Below are 15,936 nucleotides of genomic sequence, written 5' to 3' on the forward strand. Positions count from 1 at the left end.
CGTCCGAACGGCTGCAGCCAGCATCCGACAGCCGGCCGATTGCTCGTCCAGCGATCGGAGTTCCGATGAGCCGAGACGAACTGTACCGTGTGGGCCCGGGACCGCCGGCAGCGAAGCGAGTCACTCGACGGTGAAGAGATGTCCTTCCGTCGGCACGTCGAACAATCCTACGCGCGCGCCCGCGTCGAGCCATGCGTGGCCGTAGGAAAACGACGCCAGTGCGTTGACCGGATCGTCGTTCTCGCGGAAGTGTCTCCCGTCCTCGAGATACGACGCGGCCATCTCGTAACACTCCGCGGCGGCGTCGGCCATCGGCGTCCCCGCCGGCGGCGCGACCGTCGCCGCCTCGAGCGCTTCCGCGAGCAGTTCCCCGTAGCGGTCCGTTTTCTCCTCGAGATCGGCGGCCATACCGGTGCTGTCGAGACTTGCGGCCGTAAACCCGTCGACACCGATGGGACTGTCGAGCCGACGAGCGACGGCACCACCTCTCGGTGACCAAATACGATTCTGCAGGGAACGCAAGTCGTATACACGCCGTTTCCCTATACGGGGACATGAGCGACCAGCCACGCGTCGAGATTTATACGAAGGCGGACTGTCCCTACTGTGAGAAGGCCAAAGACCTCTTCGACAGCAAGGACATCGACTACGTGGAGTACAACGTTACCGGCGACGAGGAGCGGTTCGAGGAGATGATCGAACGCGCCGACGGCCGCAAGACCGCCCCCGAGGTGTTCATCGACGACGAACTCATCGGCGGCTGGGACGACACTAGCGCGCTCGAGGAAACCGGCGAACTCGATGCAAAACTCGGTATCGCGGACGACACGGAGGACGAAGTCGTCGAACACCGCAAACTGATCATCGCGGGGACCGGCATCGCCGGACTCACGGCTGCCATCTACGCGGGCCGTGCGAACAACGATCCGCTGGTCATCGAGGGCGACGAACCCGGCGGCCAGCTAACCTTGACGACCGACGTGGCGAACTATCCGGGCTTCCCGGAGGGAATCGGCGGGCCGGAGCTGGTAAACAACATGAAAGAACAGGCCAAGCAGTTCGGGGCCGACCTGAAAAACGGCATCATCGACTCCGTCGAACGCCTCGAACAGGGGTCACCGCTGCTCGAAAACGGGCCGGGGGCCGGTACTGACGACACCCGGCCGTTCCGCGTCGAACTGACAAACGGCGACGTCTACACGGCCGATGCGCTCATCGCCGCCTCGGGTGCCAGCGCCCGGACGCTCGGCATCCCCGGGGAAGACGAACTCATGGGATACGGCCTCTCGACCTGTGCGACCTGCGACGGCGCGTTCTTCCGCGGCGAGGACATGCTCGTCGTCGGCGGCGGCGACGCCGCCATGGAGGAGGCCACGTTCCTCACGAAGTTCGCAGATACCGTCTACATCGCCCACCGGCGCGAGGAGTTCCGCGCCGAGGACTACTGGATCGACCGCGTCGAAGAGAAGGTCGAAGACGGCGACATCGAGATCATGAAAAACACGGAACTCGTCGAGGTCCACGGCTCTCAGGAGGCGGGTGTCGATCACGTCACTCTCGTGCGTAACGAGAAGGGCCACCCAACGGACCGGCTCGACGACCCCGAAACCGAGGAGTTCGACTTCGACGTCGGTGCCGTCTTCCTCGCCATCGGCCACACGCCCAACACCGAGTATCTCGAGGGAACCGGCGTGAAGATGGACGACGAGGGCTACCTCCGAACCATGGGCGGTGCTGGCGGCGGGCAGACCGAAACCGATGTTCCCGGCATCTTCGGAGCCGGTGACGTCGTCGACTACCACTACCAGCAAGCGGTTACCGCGGCGGGCATGGGTTCGAAAGCCGCACTCGACGCCGACGAATACCTCGAAGACCTCGAGCGCGCACAGTCGGCCGGCGAAGCGGAAGCAGCCGCGGCCGACGACTGAACGGCATCCGGTACTCCCCGGTTGCTAACGGTCGACTCGAGGACGAGAAGCGCAGTCGAGTTATCGCCGGCGTGCAAGCAACGCGACGGCCAGCAGCGAACCCAACGCAATACCGATCCCGAACCCGGGCGTCCCGTCGTCCGAGCTGGGTGACCCGTCGGTTTCGTCCGTTTCGTCGGGTTTAGTGCTGTTCTCCAGTTCGTCCGCATCAGTACCGTCGTCGGCGTGTTCCGGCGTGCTGTTGTTTGTGGCGTCACCACCACGGTCGCTTGCGTCGTCATCGGCGTCGACGGCTTCGACGAACGTTCCGGTCACCGTGGTTATCGTGTGCCCATCGACGCGGTACTCGAGGTCCGCGTGATCCCCGGCCTGCAGGGCGCTGAAATCGACCGGCTCCGACGTGGAGAACCGCCCGGAGGCATCGATTTCGACGGTTGGCGACGTCCGGAAACTCGCGGCCTCACCGACGCTCGTGACCCGAATCGAGACATCCGAGCCGGGTGCGACGGTAGTCTCACCGGTGATCGCTACCTGCTCGTCGGCCTCGAGACGGACGGTTCCGCTGGCGTCCCGGTTATCGAATTCGACTGCGGGTTCGACGAGCGTCATAGCGGTCGTAACCGCCCGGTCCGATCCGGGTCCGAAGTAGGGGTATGCGGGGTCACCGGACCCTTTCGCGCCGTCAGCAGCGAGGGAGTAGCGTTCGTCCTCGTGGGTCTCGTATGCCAGTTCGACGGTGAAGTCGTCGTCGGGGGTTGGCGTGCCGTCCCAGGCGCTGTTGGAGCCGGTGTCGACGACGATATAGAGCCCGCCGTCGTCGGTATCGGGGAAGACGAAGACGTCCTCATCGGCGGCGTTTGCGAGGTCCAGCGTAACGGGATCCTGATTGCCGACGCCGGACTCGGCGACGACCTCGAAGTCGATCCCCTCCCCGGTCATCCCGTCGATAAGTTCGTGGAGGTCCTCGCTCCCGTAGCCGTCCTCGAGTCCGTCCCAGCCCGTGCCGGACTCGCGGACGGACGCCGCCATGAGCGCCCCGTGGAGCCCGGTCGCCTCGGCGTCGATAATCAGTCGATCATCGATCGCGATCTCCGTCCGTTCGGAGAGAGAGCCGGCCTCCCGGAGCGCTTCGGGATCGTCCGCGTCGGCATCACCGGCGGGGGCGACGAAGGTCCGTATCGAATCGAGTTCCGGTTCGTGAAGCGCGATCGTTGCTCTTGCGAGTTCGCCCTCGAGCTCCGACTCGTCGGTCTCGCTGACGCTGAACTCGGGGGAACTGGTGACCGCAATCGGATACTCGGTCGGTTGCAGCGGTCGATCGAGTTGGCCGAGCGGATCGCCGTCGGTGATCCCGAGTTCGCTGACGTACCAGTCGAAGCCGGCCCAGCCGTCGTTGACGAACGCGTCCGCATCGGAGAATCGGACCGTCCGGAGTTCCGTGGGGAAGTTGCCGGTCGGCCCGTCGTAGCTGCTGGTCATACTCTCGACGACGTCGTCGGTGGCGGCGTAGGCCGCGTCGTGACCGGTGCCGGCGAGTCGGGTGTTGATCATGAAGGTGACGTCGCCGCTTCCGTCGTCGTCCTCGATATAGAGGACATCGACGAAGGGGGCGTCTTCGTCACCGAACTGAACGTACGCGTGATCGGTCTCCTCGAGTTCGACGGTCACTTCGACGATGTCGCCGGCGGATTCGGTATAGACTCCCGCGTCGAACGACGCGTCGACGGCATACTCGCTTGCAGTCACCGTCTTCGAGGCCGTCGCCGACGAATCGACCGATTCGAAGGCGATGTCGTACTCGTCCTCGTCGACTCCGGCGAAGTCGATTTCGCCCGCAGGATCCATGCTGTCGACGAGAACGATCTTCTCGTCGGCTCCTGTCTGTTCGTCGTCGTAAATCGCGACGTCGAACGCGCCGTGCGTATCCCACGGGGACGTTGCAGCGTCGAGGTGGCCGTCTTCGACGGCGTGGCCGTTCTCTCTGAGATACTCGAAGACGTCCGTGGAGTCGATAGCTTTGGCATCGGGGTAGGCGTCGTCGGCGGCGATGGCGTCGATAACGGCCGGGTCGACGTCGTCGACATCGACGAAGATCGCAAACAGCGTCTCGGCGTCGAGGTCGCCGCCGGCAGTGACGTTCAAACTGTAGACGTCGCGGTTCGACTCGATATCGAGTTCCGTCGTCGACGGCGGCCCGTCGACGGTCACTTCCCTGTCGAGTTCGACGTCGAGGGTCTGTTCGGACACTTCGAAGGAGTTCTGTCGGGTTTCCGGAATACCGTCCCCTCGAAGGAAGTAGCTACCCGGCTCGAGGTCGTCGGTAGCGAACGTAGCGACGAGGTCGTCCCCGTCCGTTTCGACGACGACCTCCTCGAGGAACGTACTGGACTCGATACCGGAGCCACTGTAGGAGTCGACAGCGCGGAGTTCGAGCGTCTCTCCCGCTGTACTATCGGTATCGTCCAAGGTCGCGGTAACGGGTTGCCCCCGATAGACCACCGAGTCGGGGTCGTACGTTATCTCGTGATCAGCCGCCGCCGCTGTGTCCACGATCGGGACGGACACGACGACGAGGGAGAGTAGCAGTATCGCAGTCAGGAACAATGGTCGTCCCCGCGTGCGATTCTTGGCAGCAGTGTTCTGTCTCATACGATAGTAATTCCCGTATTCTGGATCGGTCGGCTCCGAGTGCAAGGAGCAAGCGCCAGTCCTGATCGAGACTCGTCCGTCGGCCTGCCCCCCGCGAGGGTTATCGATCCTTTCCAACAGGCCCGTAATAAGCTTTCTGAGACAACTATCACCGGAATGTGAATATCGCGAGGCCGTCCGTTCGTCTCGGGGACTCGCTGGACGAGATCCGAAAGAACCCGGACCCAGACAGGTGATCGAACCAGTATCGCTCGTTCAGGACGCCGTCCGTGTCGCTTCGGGATCAACGAGCGATGCCGTCCGCGATTACTAAAACGACTGATAGCGTCGCTGGATGGGTACGTCAAATAATGAAAATCGAAGTGGTCGGGTCGAGCGGTTACCGGTTACTCCTGACGGCGCAGTGCCAGCATGGCAGCTGCGAGGAGTGCAACGAGCGCGACAGCGACGCCGAAGCCGGGCGTTCCGTCGTCGCCTTCGTCTTCGCCGCCGTTTTCGTCGCCGTTCTCGGCACCGTTTTCGTCGCCGTTTTCGTCGCCGTTTTCGTCGCCGTTCTCGGCACCGTTCTCGTCGCCGTTCTCGGCACCGTTCTCCTCACCGTTCTCGACGCCGTTCTCCTCACCGTTCTCGTCGCCGTTCTCGGCGACCTCTTCGGTGAAGACGGTGTCGATGGAGTCGATGCCGCTACTGAGAGCACGGAAGGTCGTCTCAGCAGTGTCACCTTCGGACTGGTCACTGTAGTCTGCGGTCAGCGACCAGGAGCCGTCGCTTTCGATCTCGACGTCCTCGTGGGTGTCGAAGAAGGACGGCGAGACGCCGCTGTCGGAGGCCATGCGGACGCTGCTGTCCGTACCGGGTGCGACGTTAGTCATCCCGGCGACTTCGGCCTCTTCGGAGGCAACGACGACGAGTTCGTCGTTCTCGTTGAGGTTGTCGAACGTCACTTCGGGTTCGACGATGGTGAAGTCCGTCGCGATGGACTCGGTCGAGTCAGCGCCGAAGTACGGGTAGGCCGCACCGTCAGCGCCTTCGCTACTGTCGAAGTGGTAGCGTTCACTGTCGTCGGTTTCGTATTCGAGGTCGGCAGTGAACTCGGTACCGGTTTCGAGGCTTCCGTCCCAGGCACTGGTCGAGCTGGTGTCGACGACCACGTAGAGTGCGCCCTCGTCGTTGTCGACGAAGACGTAGACATCGCCCGCGTCAGCGCCTGCCAGATCGAGTGTCGTCGGGTCCTGGTTGCCGACTGCGTCGTCGGCCGCGACCTCGAAGTTGATCCCTTCGCTTTCCCACGAGTTGCTGTTCACGAGCGTATCGAGGGCGCTGGCTTTGACACCGTCTTCGAGGATGTCGACGCCGTCGCCGGAGGCGGCACCGAGTGCGCCGATGAAGCCGCTCGCCTCGGCCTCGATGACCAGGCGGTCGCCTTCGGCGATGTCGGTGCGCTCGGTCAGCGTAACCTCGTCACCGAGGAGCTCTGCAAGGTCGTCTTCGTCGGCAGGATCCGACGGAGCGACGTGGGTTTCGATGGCGCCGAGTTCGGGTTCGACCAGATCGATCGTCGCCTGGTCGATCTCGTTTGCGGCTTCGGATTCGCCGTCGGCGTTGACGACGAACGTCCCGTCCGCGTCGGCGGTCATCGTGTAGTCAGTCGGCTGCAGCGGACGGACGAGCTGGAACTCCTCGTCGCTGGTTCCGTCCTGCCAGTTGCCCGCGTTGTTGATCAGGCCGAGCTCTTCGAGGTAGTCCCCGAAGTCGGTCCCGGCACCGGCGAGCAGTTCGCCGTCCTCGTTTTCGAATCGGACGGCGTCCGCGTTGAGCGAGTTGTGGACGATGCTTGCGACGTCGTCCTCGTCGGAGTGGTACACGTCCTCGGCGCTGTTCGCGTAGTCGCGGTCGCCGAGGGTGCGGGTGTTGATCCAGAAGTTCACTTCGTCGTCGTCGTTGCCGTCTTCGACGTGGAGCACGTCGACGAAGCCGGAGTCTTCGTCACCGAACTGGATGTACGCCTCGCTCGTGTCCTCCATCTCGAGGTTGACCTCGAGGTAGTCACCGGCGGTCTGCGTGTAGACGCCTTCGGAGAAGGAGCCGCTGACGTCGAGTTCAGCGACTTCGATGTTCGCGGTCGCTTCGGCGTCCGTGTCAATCGTTTCGAAGTCGAGGGTGTACTCGCCTTCGTCGATGTCCTCGAAGTCGAGGGCCGTCTCGATGTCAGTGACGCCGACGAGCACGATCTTCGTGTCGGCGTCGTCCTCGTCCGCGTGGTAGAGCTTGGCGTTGAACTCGCCAGCACCGTCGGCGGCAGCGCCGAGGTTGTCAGCTTCGACCACGTGCTGGTCGCTCAGGTTCGTCCGGTCCTCGGGGAGCGCTTCGTCGGTGAAGATACTCCAGAGTTCGTCGTACTCGAGGTCGCCGTCAGCACTCACGTTCAGCGTGTAGGTGCCGCGGTTGGAGTCGACCTCGAGATCGACTTCCGTGTTCCCTTCGTTGTTGACCGAGTCCTCGGCGAACTCGGCGGTGAGCGTCTGCACACCGACTTCGAAGGTGTCCTCGACGGACGGGTTGTAATCGAAGTCGCCACCGCGGACGAAGTAATCGCCTTCGTCGAAGCCGCTGGTGGAGATCAGGAAGCCGTTGTTATCGTCGGTCAGGTCGTCTGCGGTGAGGTCTTCGACGTGCGTGCTGTCGGTAACGTTACCGTCGGACGTCGAGGTCACCATCCGGACCTGGTAGTTCTCGGAGTCGGCGTCGGTGATCTCAGCACCAGGGGATGCGTTGACCGTTTCGCCCTGGTAGGCGAAACTCGGTGAGTATTCGATACTAGATTCCGCCGTTGCCGCGCCCGCAAAGGCTGCGGACATAGCGACGACGGAAAGGACCATCATCACGGTCAGGAACAGGGCACGTCCCTTGTCGCGAAGAGTGGGTGTAGTATTGCGTGTCATGTGTTGTTGTAAGCTCGTATTTCGCTTGGTAGCGAGCGATTCACCGGGGGTGGGTCTCCAGTACCGAACCCCCGAACGGAGGGCACTGGATTTCAGCTCCCGGGAAGGGGTGTCAGCCTCTTTCAACAGACCCGTAATAAGCTTTCTGTAATACATATAGGACTTGAGATATGTATAGTAATATTATATTACTGTCGGAACTTGGTTTCCAATACCCCATTACTGCCGCTAAAATACTCTAATAGAGTACTTTCTAGACTCTATGTAATAGTTTGTTTCTAATATAATACATACTAGTTCAAGAAATGATCTATATTTTTATGTATATGATGTATGGATAGCAATATGTCTATGATGCTCCAGTGCTGCGAGCGAAAGCGGTACCAATTCGAGACCCGCCACGGGTTGGTTCTCCGTCCGTCGGTTGCGTTCGATCCCGACGCTGCGATCCTGTTGGTAACAATTAAAGTGCTGCTGGCTGTCAGCAGTAGCTGTGGGTGAAAACCCACGTGCGTGTCACTGTGTCGTGCCGGGGACGCTCTCGGGAAGGAGCCGATTGCTCCGGCACGTTTGGGACGCTCCCGCCAGCGACACCGACCAGTACTACGAGCGATAGACCCGTTCTTGGAGATACTCGTCGATCTCGGCGCGAACTGCCAGTGCCCACTCCCCGTGATCGGTCGTCGCCTGACGGACGAACCCGCCGGTAAGAAGCGTAAAGAGCGTCGCTGCGACTTGCTCGGCATCACACTCCTGAAAGACGTCTTCCGCGATTCCAGCACGAATAATCGCCGCGATCCGGTCCTGAAACAGTTGATCGCTCCGGACGAAGTGTTCCCGGTAGCTCGGATCGAAGCCTGCCTGGACGCGCAACTCAAGCAACGCGCGTGCAAACTCCGTTCGGTCGGGATCCTCTTCGACCGGCACGGCCCCTTCCAGAAACGCTTCGAGCGATCGGCGCGGATCGTCGATCCCGTCGGTCGTCATCTCCGACTCGAACTGCTCGAGCATGAACTCGAGACAGGCGACCAGCAGGTCGTCTTTGTTCTCGTAGTGGTGATAGACGAGCGAGGGACTCTTCTCGAGTTCGTCGCCGATCTTCTGGATCGTGAGGTCCGCGTATCCGTGTGTCCGAAGCGCCCGGTAGGCTGCCGCCAGGATTTCCTCACGCGTGGTTTCCGGGTCCTCGAAGTAGGGGACTGTCATCTGGTGGTCTCCGACGTCCGTTCGCGATCGATCGCCGATTCGTCGACGCGAAACGTCGCCGGGTGGACTCGCTTACCGACGTCGTCGAGACAGTACAGGGAAAGCGCCATTGCCTTCTCGGTTGGGACCCGCCTCCATAAGCCGTTTGATTGAACGATCAATCAAAAGGTATATGTTCCGATGCTGAAATTACTGGGCAATGAACGATACCGGAGCAACCCGGTTTTTCGACGGTACCAACGTTCGATTCGGGGATAGCAGACGCCCCAAATCCAGCGGTCTCGCACCAGCGGGGTGGGATCCGTGATCTCGAGTCGACGACTGTCCGCCGGCCTCGTCGTCCTGTTGCTCGTGGTCGCCGGAACGGGAGTGCCGGCAAGCGTGGCCGCACTCGATCGAGGCGAACCGAACATCACCGTCTACCTCCCGGAAAACGAGGTGGCCGCCGGGAGCGAAGCGACCCTCGAGTTACAGCTTCAAAACGACGCTGAACTCCTGTCCGGGGCCGGTCACGAGGTGCGGACGGCCCGGGGCGTGAGCGTCGAACTCGAGGACGCCGGCCCGTTCGAGCCGAAATCCGGCGAGCAGGCGCTCGGACAGATCGCCGACGGCCAGATCACCACGGCGACACAGCGGATCGAAGTGCCCGAGGACATCGACCCCGGTGAGTACGACGTCACCGTCCGTGTCCGGTACGCCTACACCAACAGCCACTCCGAACGGTCCGGCCACTCCCAGCGGTTGACCGAAAGCGAAACCCACGACGTCACCGTCGTCGTCCCCGAGGAGGCCCGGTTCGATATCACGGACGTGACGAGCGACGTCGAGCCCGGAGCGGACGGCCCGGCGACGCTCGAGATAACGAACGTCGGATCCGAGACGGCGCGCCAGGCCCGCGCGACGATTTCCGGCATCGGGGGAGTGACCGTCGACAGCGGGACCGCAGAGGAGGTCCTCGGCGATCTCGAACCCCGTGACTCCCGGAACGTCACCGTCGACGTCGACATCGCCGAGACGGTCAGCCAGGGACACAAACCGATCGAGGTCGCCGTGACCTACCAGAACAGCGCCGGCATCGAGCGCAAGGCGGGTCCGGAGACAGCACGCCTCTCCCCCGCGGCCGAGCAAACGTTTTCGATTACCGGTCTCGAGGACACCCTCTCGGTCGGCTACGACGGCGAGGTGACCGGCGAACTCACGAACGACGGGCCGCGGACGGTCGACGACGCCGTCCTGATCGTCGAACCGATGAGCGACTCGCTGTTCGTCGAGGACACCCGCTATGCGCTCCCGGAACTCGAGCCGGGCGAAACCACGTCGTTTAGCTATCCGATGGACGTCAGCGGGCAGGCCGATCCGGGACCGCGACAGCTTCGATTTACCGTCGAGTACACCGCCGGAGACCGCTCGACGCTCGAGGACGGCCCGATCACCGAACGCGTCGTCGTCGATCCCCAGGAAGACGAGTTCTCGCTCGAGGGCGTCGAGACGACGCTTCGACAGGGCGAGACGAACGATCTCGTCATCGAGATCACGAACGAGCGACCGGAGACGCTCTCGAACGTCGACGTGCGGATCTACACCGACGACCCGCTCAGTGCGACCGACGACGAGGCGTTCGTCCCGGAACTCGAGCCGGGCGAATCCGCCGAAATTTCGTTCGGCGTCGCCGCAGCGAGCAGCGCGCCCGCGAAGACGCATCCGGTCGAACTCGACTTCCAGTACGAGACCGACCGCGGGGAGACGATCGTCTCGGACCACTACCAGTTCCCGGTCGACGTCGAAGCCGTCGAGGACGAGGGTGGGATCGGCTTCGTGGGACTGCTCGTCCGCGGGATGGCCGTCCTCTCGATCGCCGGCCTCTGTGTCGGACTCTGGTGGCGACGACGGTAATCACGACCGATGACCGACCTCGACCACACCGACGAGCGAGACGGCGATGGGGACTCGAGCGACGGAACCGATCGCTCGAGCGAAGACGACGGCGACGGACGGTTCGAACGCAGTCGCATCGGCCGTCTGCTGGGAGGTGGCGGCGACGGGGCCGATGACGGTGACGACCCGTTTACTCGCCGCGTCAATCCGCTGATCACGAATCGCCCGTGGACCGTCGTCGTCGTATTCCTCCTGTTGACGGCCGTGTTTCTGGGCGGCGCGGCGCTCGGTGGCAGCGGACAGGAGGCCGGCTCCGACCAGTTCACCGAGGGAACCGAGGCACAGGAGGCCTTCGAAGAGATGCAGGAGGACTTTCGGGCGAACGGCCGCGAAAGCGGCAGCGACGTCGCTCAGCTGTTCGTCGAAGACGAGCGCAACGTCCTCTCGAAGCAGAACCTGCTGCGGATGCTCGAGTTCCAGGATCGAATCGAGACTAACGACGAACTCCGGGTCAACTCCTCGACGAGTCCGGCGTCGCTGATCGCGATGCAACTCGATCCGGAGGCCGAAACCGCCGAGGAACAGTACCGGGCAGTCGAACGGGCCTCGCCGCGACAGCTTGAAGCCGCCATCGCCGACGCCGACGAAGCGGCCGGACTGCCGGTGAGTACCGACTTCACCCGGGAGTCGGCGTCGGCGGACGTCGCCCAGATCGCCATCACGTACGACGTCCCGCCGAACATGGACGATCCTGCCCTCGCACAGCTTCAGCTCGACACCCAAGACGTCGCGGACGACGTCGAGGGCTTCGAGGCGAACGACAACGTCATCATCTTCGGTCAGGCGCTCGTCCAGCAACAGCAGCTCCAATTGCTGGGGGATACGGCGACCGTCGTCTTCCCGGCGGCGATGGTTCTCATCCTGTTTTTCCTGCTCGTTGCCTACCGTGATCCGATCGACCTCGGACTCGGGCTCGTCGCGCTCGTGATGACGATGATCTGGACGTTCGGCTTCATGGGATTCGCGAACATTCCGTTCTCGGACTCGTTGATCACCGTCTTCCCGCTGTTGCTCGCCGTCGGGATCGACTTCGGCATTCACATCATCAACCGCTATCGCGAGGAACGGGCCAAGGAGGTCCCGATCGGCGAGGCGATGGGGATCACGTCCCGACAGCTCACGACCGCCCTGTTGATCGTCACCGGGACGACCGTCTTCGGCTTCGCGGCGAACCTCCTGAGCGAGTTGACCCGCGACTTCGGGATCGTCGCCTCCGCCGGCATCGTCTTTACGTTCCTCATCTTCGGGGTCTTTCTGCCCGCGGGGAAGGTCGGCCTCGATCGGCTTCGAGAGGGGACGCGCTTCCCGCAGTTCGGGACGGATCCGATCGGAAGCGAGGACTCCATGCTGGGCCGTGTGCTCCCCATCGGCGTCGGGATCGCACGCGTTGCCCCCGTGATCTTTCTCGTTTCGATGCTCGTGCTCGGAGCCGGCACGGCGGCGTACGGCACCGGCGTCGACACCGAGTTCGACGACGAAGCGTTCTTCCCCGACGAGGACCGGATCGAGCAGTACGAAGCCCTCCCCGGCCCGTTCCAGCCGGGTGAGTACACGTTCATGCAGTTTCTCGACTACATGGAGGAGGACTTCGATCAGGGCTTTCAGGGAACGGTGACGGTCTACGTCGACGACAGGGACCTCCGGGCGGACGATGCCCTCCAGGAGATCGACCGATCGCTCGAGGATCCGCCGGACGCCTTCAAGACCGACGGGCGGCAGGCCGACGCCGATTCGATCCTTGACGTGATCGAGTCGGGGGCCGAATCCGATCCCGAGTTCGCCGGCACCGTCCAGCGGTACGACTCAAACGGCGACGACGTCCCGGATCGGAACGTCGAGGCGGTCTACGACGACCTGTTCGACTCCGAGGTCGGCGACGAGGCCGCCGAGCGGATGACGACGGATCGGACCGCGACCCGCATCGACGTCGAGGTCGACGTCGACGCCGAACAGGACGAAGCCGTCGCCGCCGCCAGAACCCTCGCGTCGGACCTCCGGTTGGACGCGACCGCGACCGGCCAACTCGTCATCTTCCAGTCCGTGATCGACGAGATCAGCGACTCGGCGATCACCAGCCTGTTCGCCGCCTTCATCCTCACCACGATCTTTCTCGTCTTCGCGTACTGGTGGCTCGAGGGACGGGCGATATACGGCGTTCTCAACCTCGTGCCGGTGCTGTTGTCCGTCGCGTTGCTGGCGGCGTCGATGCGGTACTTCGACGTCCCGCTCAGCCCGATCAACGCGCCGATCCTCTCGGTCTCGATCGGCCTCGGCGTCGACTACACGGTGCATTTCATGCACCGGTTCGTCGACGAGTACGAGGGCGACAAGGACGTCTACGAGGCGTTGCTCGTGACCGTCCGCGGTACCGGCGGCGCGTTGACCGGCAGCATGCTCACGACGGTCTGTGGGCTGGGCGTGTTGTACCTCGCGCTGATTCCGCTGATCATGGAGTTCGGACTGCTGCTCGCACTGGGCGTCTTCTACGCCTGGCTCACGTCCCTGCTCGTGTTGCCGTCGACGATCGTCGTCTGGGATCGCCTCGACCGTGCGGGCGAGGGACTGTCCTGGAACTGATCGACGCTTCGACCGACTGTTCGAGCGGTCGATTCCACCGAAAACGCGGTCGAGATGCCGATCGGGCGCTCGATACTAGAAGGGGAACAGCGACTCCGCGTCGGGGTCGCGCTCGAGCAGTTCGATCTCGTGGCCGTCCTGGTCTTCCGTGAACGCGTACATGTTGTCGTTGCTCTTGGGGTCGCGGTAGTCGGGTGCTTCCCGCTCCATGAGTCGGTCCCAGTCCTCCTGAAGGTCGTCGACGCGGACACAGAGGTGCCCCCAAGCGTCGCCCATGTCGTAGGTACGGCCGTCGTAGTTGTAGGTGAGTTCGACCGACATCGCCTCCTCGGGAGCGTCCCGGGGTTCGACGAAGTAGTTCGCGAAGGTGTCGGCTTCCCAGCGACGGGTCTGTTCGTACTCGAACTTGCGGGTCCAGAAGCCAAGCGCCTCGTCGGCGTCCTCGACCCGGATCATGGTGTGATCGAGCGACCACAGCGCGCCCGATTCCCGCTGGACGATTTCGATCTCGTGACCGTCGGGATCCTTGACGAACGCGTAGCGGCCGCCACAGGATTCGGGATCGCGGTAGTCCTCGACGCCCTCGTCCATCAGTTGCTGGTAGTAGTCCTCGAGTTCGCCCTCTGGAACGCGGACCGCGATGTGGCCCCAGGCGTCACCCAGTTCGGGCGTTTCGCCTTCGTTATGGGTGATCTCGAGCATCGCCCCGTCCTCGTGCATCTCCTCCGGGCCGAGATAGACGATGGTAAACCCGTCGCCCTCGTGGCGGTCTTTCTCCTCGTAGTCGAGGTGGGTCCGGTACCAGTCGAGGGATTCCTCGAGATCGGCGACGCGAATCATCGTGTGGTCGAGCGTTCCGTCCATAGGCGAGTGGTCCGTCGCGGCGAGCAAAAGGATGACGAAGCCGCGATTCAGTCGACGTCTTCCGGGGCAGGCCCGGTATCCGGTCCCGTGTCCGGCTCTCGATCGCCGAGGTCGACCTCGACGGAGGACGCCTTCGGAGCGACGCCTTTCCTGGCGGCGTCGAATTCGGAGAGTCCGTAGACGAGTCCGATCAACAGGACGACCCCCAGCGGGAGAAAGAGGATCGGCGGGACGCCCAGAAAGCCATAGAGGGCATAGCAGACGATGACGACGAACATGACGGTCCCGGCGTAGTACAGTTGCGTCCGGATGTGATCGATGAGGTCAGCGCCGGTAAACGTCGAGGAGAGCACGGACGTGTCGGAGATCGGCGACGTGTGGTCGCCGAAGATCGCACCCGAAAACACCGCGCCGACCATCACCGGCATCAGTTCGAACCCGCCGGTCAGGTCGTAGGCGACGGGGATGGCGATCGGCGTGACGATCCCCATCGTCGCCCACGACGATCCCATGGTGAACGCAACGAACGCGGCGACCAGCAGGACGACGATGGGCAACACGGCGGGCGAGACGACTCCTTCCGCCGCACCTGCCACGTAGTCCCCGGTCCCGAGGTCGTCGGCGACCGCGCTGATCGACCAGGCGAGTACGAGGACCGTCACCGCGGTCAGCATGAGGTTGAACCCCTCGAGCACCGTTTCGACGCTGGCTCCGAGATCGAAGAGGTCGTAGGCCAACCCGATGACGATCGCGGTCAGGACCATCGCGAACGAGCCCCAGACAAGCGCCGCCGCGAAGTCGCCGGCACCGACGACGTCGACGAGCACCTGAACCACGCCCGACTCGCCGACGGCTGCCCCAAGCGAGGTCGGTTCGCCCGCTTCGACCTGATCCGAGAGCCACGACTGGTAGCCGGTCCAGAACGCGCCGGCAAGCGTCACGGCGATCAACACGACGATCGGGAGGAAAAAGGTCCGCAGCATCGGTCGATCCTCGATCGGCGCACCCAGATCCTTCTCGACTTCCTGCAGCGGTTGCGCCTCGTCGCGGTTGACCTTGCCCGTTTGCCAGGCGCGGTGTTCGGCGTCGAGCATCTCGCCGTAGTCCCGCTGGCTGACGACGATAATGCCCACCATCAGGATCGCAAGCAACGCATACGTGTTGAACGGAATCGAACCGACGAACGTCTCGAACGCACCCGGCGTGTCAGCCGCCGAGACGCCGTTGTCCGCGTCCTCGAGCGCGCCGTACCCCTCCTCGATCATCGACAGCTGAAACGCCACCCAACTCGAGAGGGCGATCGTCGCCACGGGCGCGGCCGTCGAGTCGACGATGTAGGAGAGTTTCTCGCGGGAGATCCGCATCTGGTCGGAAATCTCACGCATCGTACTGCCGACGATGGCCGTGTTCGCGTAGTCATCAAAGAACATGAGGTTGCCGAGCATCCACGTCGCGATACCCGTGTTTCGCGGGGTCTCGAGCCGGTTGATCGCCCAGTTTCGGACGGCGGTCGCCCCGCCGAGTCGCCAGATCAGCGCGACGCCCGATCCGAGCAACAGGGTGAAAATCAGGATCTGTGCGTGGAACACGTCCGCGATCGATTCGGCGATCCACTCGAAGGTCCGCGCGATACCGATGCTCCCGGTCGCAATGACACCGCCCGACCAGATTCCGATAAACAGCGACAGGATCGGCCGACGCGTCACGATCGCGAGCGCTATCGCGAGCAGTGGCGGTACGAGCGAAAGGGCCCCGAACTCGGACATATCGGCTACTCACGCGTCATATGCATAGTGTTAACTATTACCGTCCAACAAGTATACTGTTTTACTAGC

The 15,936-nt window shown here is 63.1% G+C and carries 9 protein-coding genes; 3 read left to right on the plus strand and 6 right to left on the minus strand.

Annotation, left to right across the window (positions count from 1 at the left end; translation table 11 throughout):
- Positions 1-120: 120 nt before the first annotated feature.
- Complete coding sequence (locus TX80_RS01860; RefSeq protein ID WP_049921176.1) at positions 121-408, minus strand: DUF357 domain-containing protein; 288 nt, start codon at positions 406-408, stop codon at positions 121-123.
- A 146-nt stretch (positions 409-554) separates the two neighbouring features.
- On the opposite strand from TX80_RS01860, the gene TX80_RS01865 reads away from it, so the two are divergent.
- Complete coding sequence (locus tag TX80_RS01865; RefSeq protein ID WP_049921177.1) at positions 555-1,928, plus strand: FAD-dependent oxidoreductase; 1,374 nt, start codon at positions 555-557, stop codon at positions 1,926-1,928.
- A 60-nt stretch (positions 1,929-1,988) separates the two neighbouring features.
- Here the strand turns inward: TX80_RS01865 and TX80_RS01870 are convergent, their stop codons facing one another.
- The 3 genes from TX80_RS01870 to TX80_RS01880 all read right to left on the minus strand — a co-directional run bounded on the left by TX80_RS01870 (position 1,989) and on the right by TX80_RS01880 (position 8,725).
- Positions 1,989-4,394 (minus strand): BGTF surface domain-containing protein, encoded by a 2,406-nt coding sequence (locus TX80_RS01870; RefSeq protein WP_154658551.1) that lies wholly within the window; start codon positions 4,392-4,394, stop codon positions 1,989-1,991.
- Positions 4,395-4,963: 569 nt separating this feature from the next.
- The gene (locus tag TX80_RS01875; RefSeq protein WP_195893041.1) at positions 4,964-7,519 is read right to left on the minus strand and encodes a BGTF surface domain-containing protein; all 2,556 of its coding nucleotides are present in this window, start codon (positions 7,517-7,519) and stop codon (positions 4,964-4,966) included.
- Positions 7,520-8,122: 603 nt separating this feature from the next.
- On the minus strand, positions 8,123-8,725 hold the full coding sequence (locus TX80_RS01880) for a TetR/AcrR family transcriptional regulator (protein WP_049921180.1): 603 nt from the start codon (positions 8,723-8,725) through the stop codon (positions 8,123-8,125).
- Between the two features lie 303 nt (positions 8,726-9,028).
- Between TX80_RS01880 and TX80_RS01885 the strand changes: the two genes are divergently transcribed.
- Positions 9,029-10,618, plus strand: a complete 1,590-nt coding sequence (locus tag TX80_RS01885) for a COG1361 S-layer family protein (RefSeq protein WP_154658552.1) — start codon at positions 9,029-9,031, stop codon at positions 10,616-10,618.
- Between the two features lie 9 nt (positions 10,619-10,627).
- Positions 10,628-13,237: an efflux RND transporter permease subunit gene (locus tag TX80_RS01890; RefSeq protein WP_049921181.1), complete on the plus strand. Its 2,610-nt coding sequence runs from the start codon at positions 10,628-10,630 to the stop codon at positions 13,235-13,237.
- Between the two features lie 75 nt (positions 13,238-13,312).
- Here TX80_RS01890 and TX80_RS01895 read toward each other — a convergent pair whose 3' ends face one another.
- Positions 13,313-14,101 carry a VOC family protein gene (locus tag TX80_RS01895; protein ID WP_049921182.1) on the minus strand — a complete coding sequence of 263 codons (789 nt, stop codon included), beginning with the start codon at positions 14,099-14,101 and terminating at the stop codon, positions 13,313-13,315.
- 47 nt (positions 14,102-14,148) lie between these two features.
- Positions 14,149-15,867, minus strand: a complete 1,719-nt coding sequence (locus tag TX80_RS01900) for a Na+/H+ antiporter NhaC family protein (protein ID WP_049921183.1) — start codon at positions 15,865-15,867, stop codon at positions 14,149-14,151.
- Positions 15,868-15,936 lie beyond the last annotated feature (69 nt).

The organism is Halopiger djelfimassiliensis (assembly GCF_000455365.1).
In the GTDB taxonomy this organism is placed as follows: Archaea; Halobacteriota; Halobacteria; order Halobacteriales; family Natrialbaceae; genus Halopiger_B; species Halopiger_B djelfimassiliensis.

Coding starts and splice junctions, on each gene's coding strand:
- TX80_RS01860 (WP_049921176.1), bottom strand. CDS start 408: ATGGCCGCCGATCTCGAGGAGAAAACGGACCGCTACGGGGAACTGCTC.
- TX80_RS01865 (WP_049921177.1), top strand. CDS start 555: ATGAGCGACCAGCCACGCGTCGAGATTTATACGAAGGCGGACTGTCCC.
- TX80_RS01875 (WP_195893041.1), bottom strand. CDS start 7,519: ATGACACGCAATACTACACCCACTCTTCGCGACAAGGGACGTGCCCTG.
- TX80_RS01880 (WP_049921180.1), bottom strand. CDS start 8,725: ATGACAGTCCCCTACTTCGAGGACCCGGAAACCACGCGTGAGGAAATC.
- TX80_RS01890 (WP_049921181.1), top strand. CDS start 10,628: ATGACCGACCTCGACCACACCGACGAGCGAGACGGCGATGGGGACTCG.
- TX80_RS01895 (WP_049921182.1), bottom strand. CDS start 14,101: ATGGACGGAACGCTCGACCACACGATGATTCGCGTCGCCGATCTCGAG.
- TX80_RS01900 (WP_049921183.1), bottom strand. CDS start 15,867: ATGTCCGAGTTCGGGGCCCTTTCGCTCGTACCGCCACTGCTCGCGATA.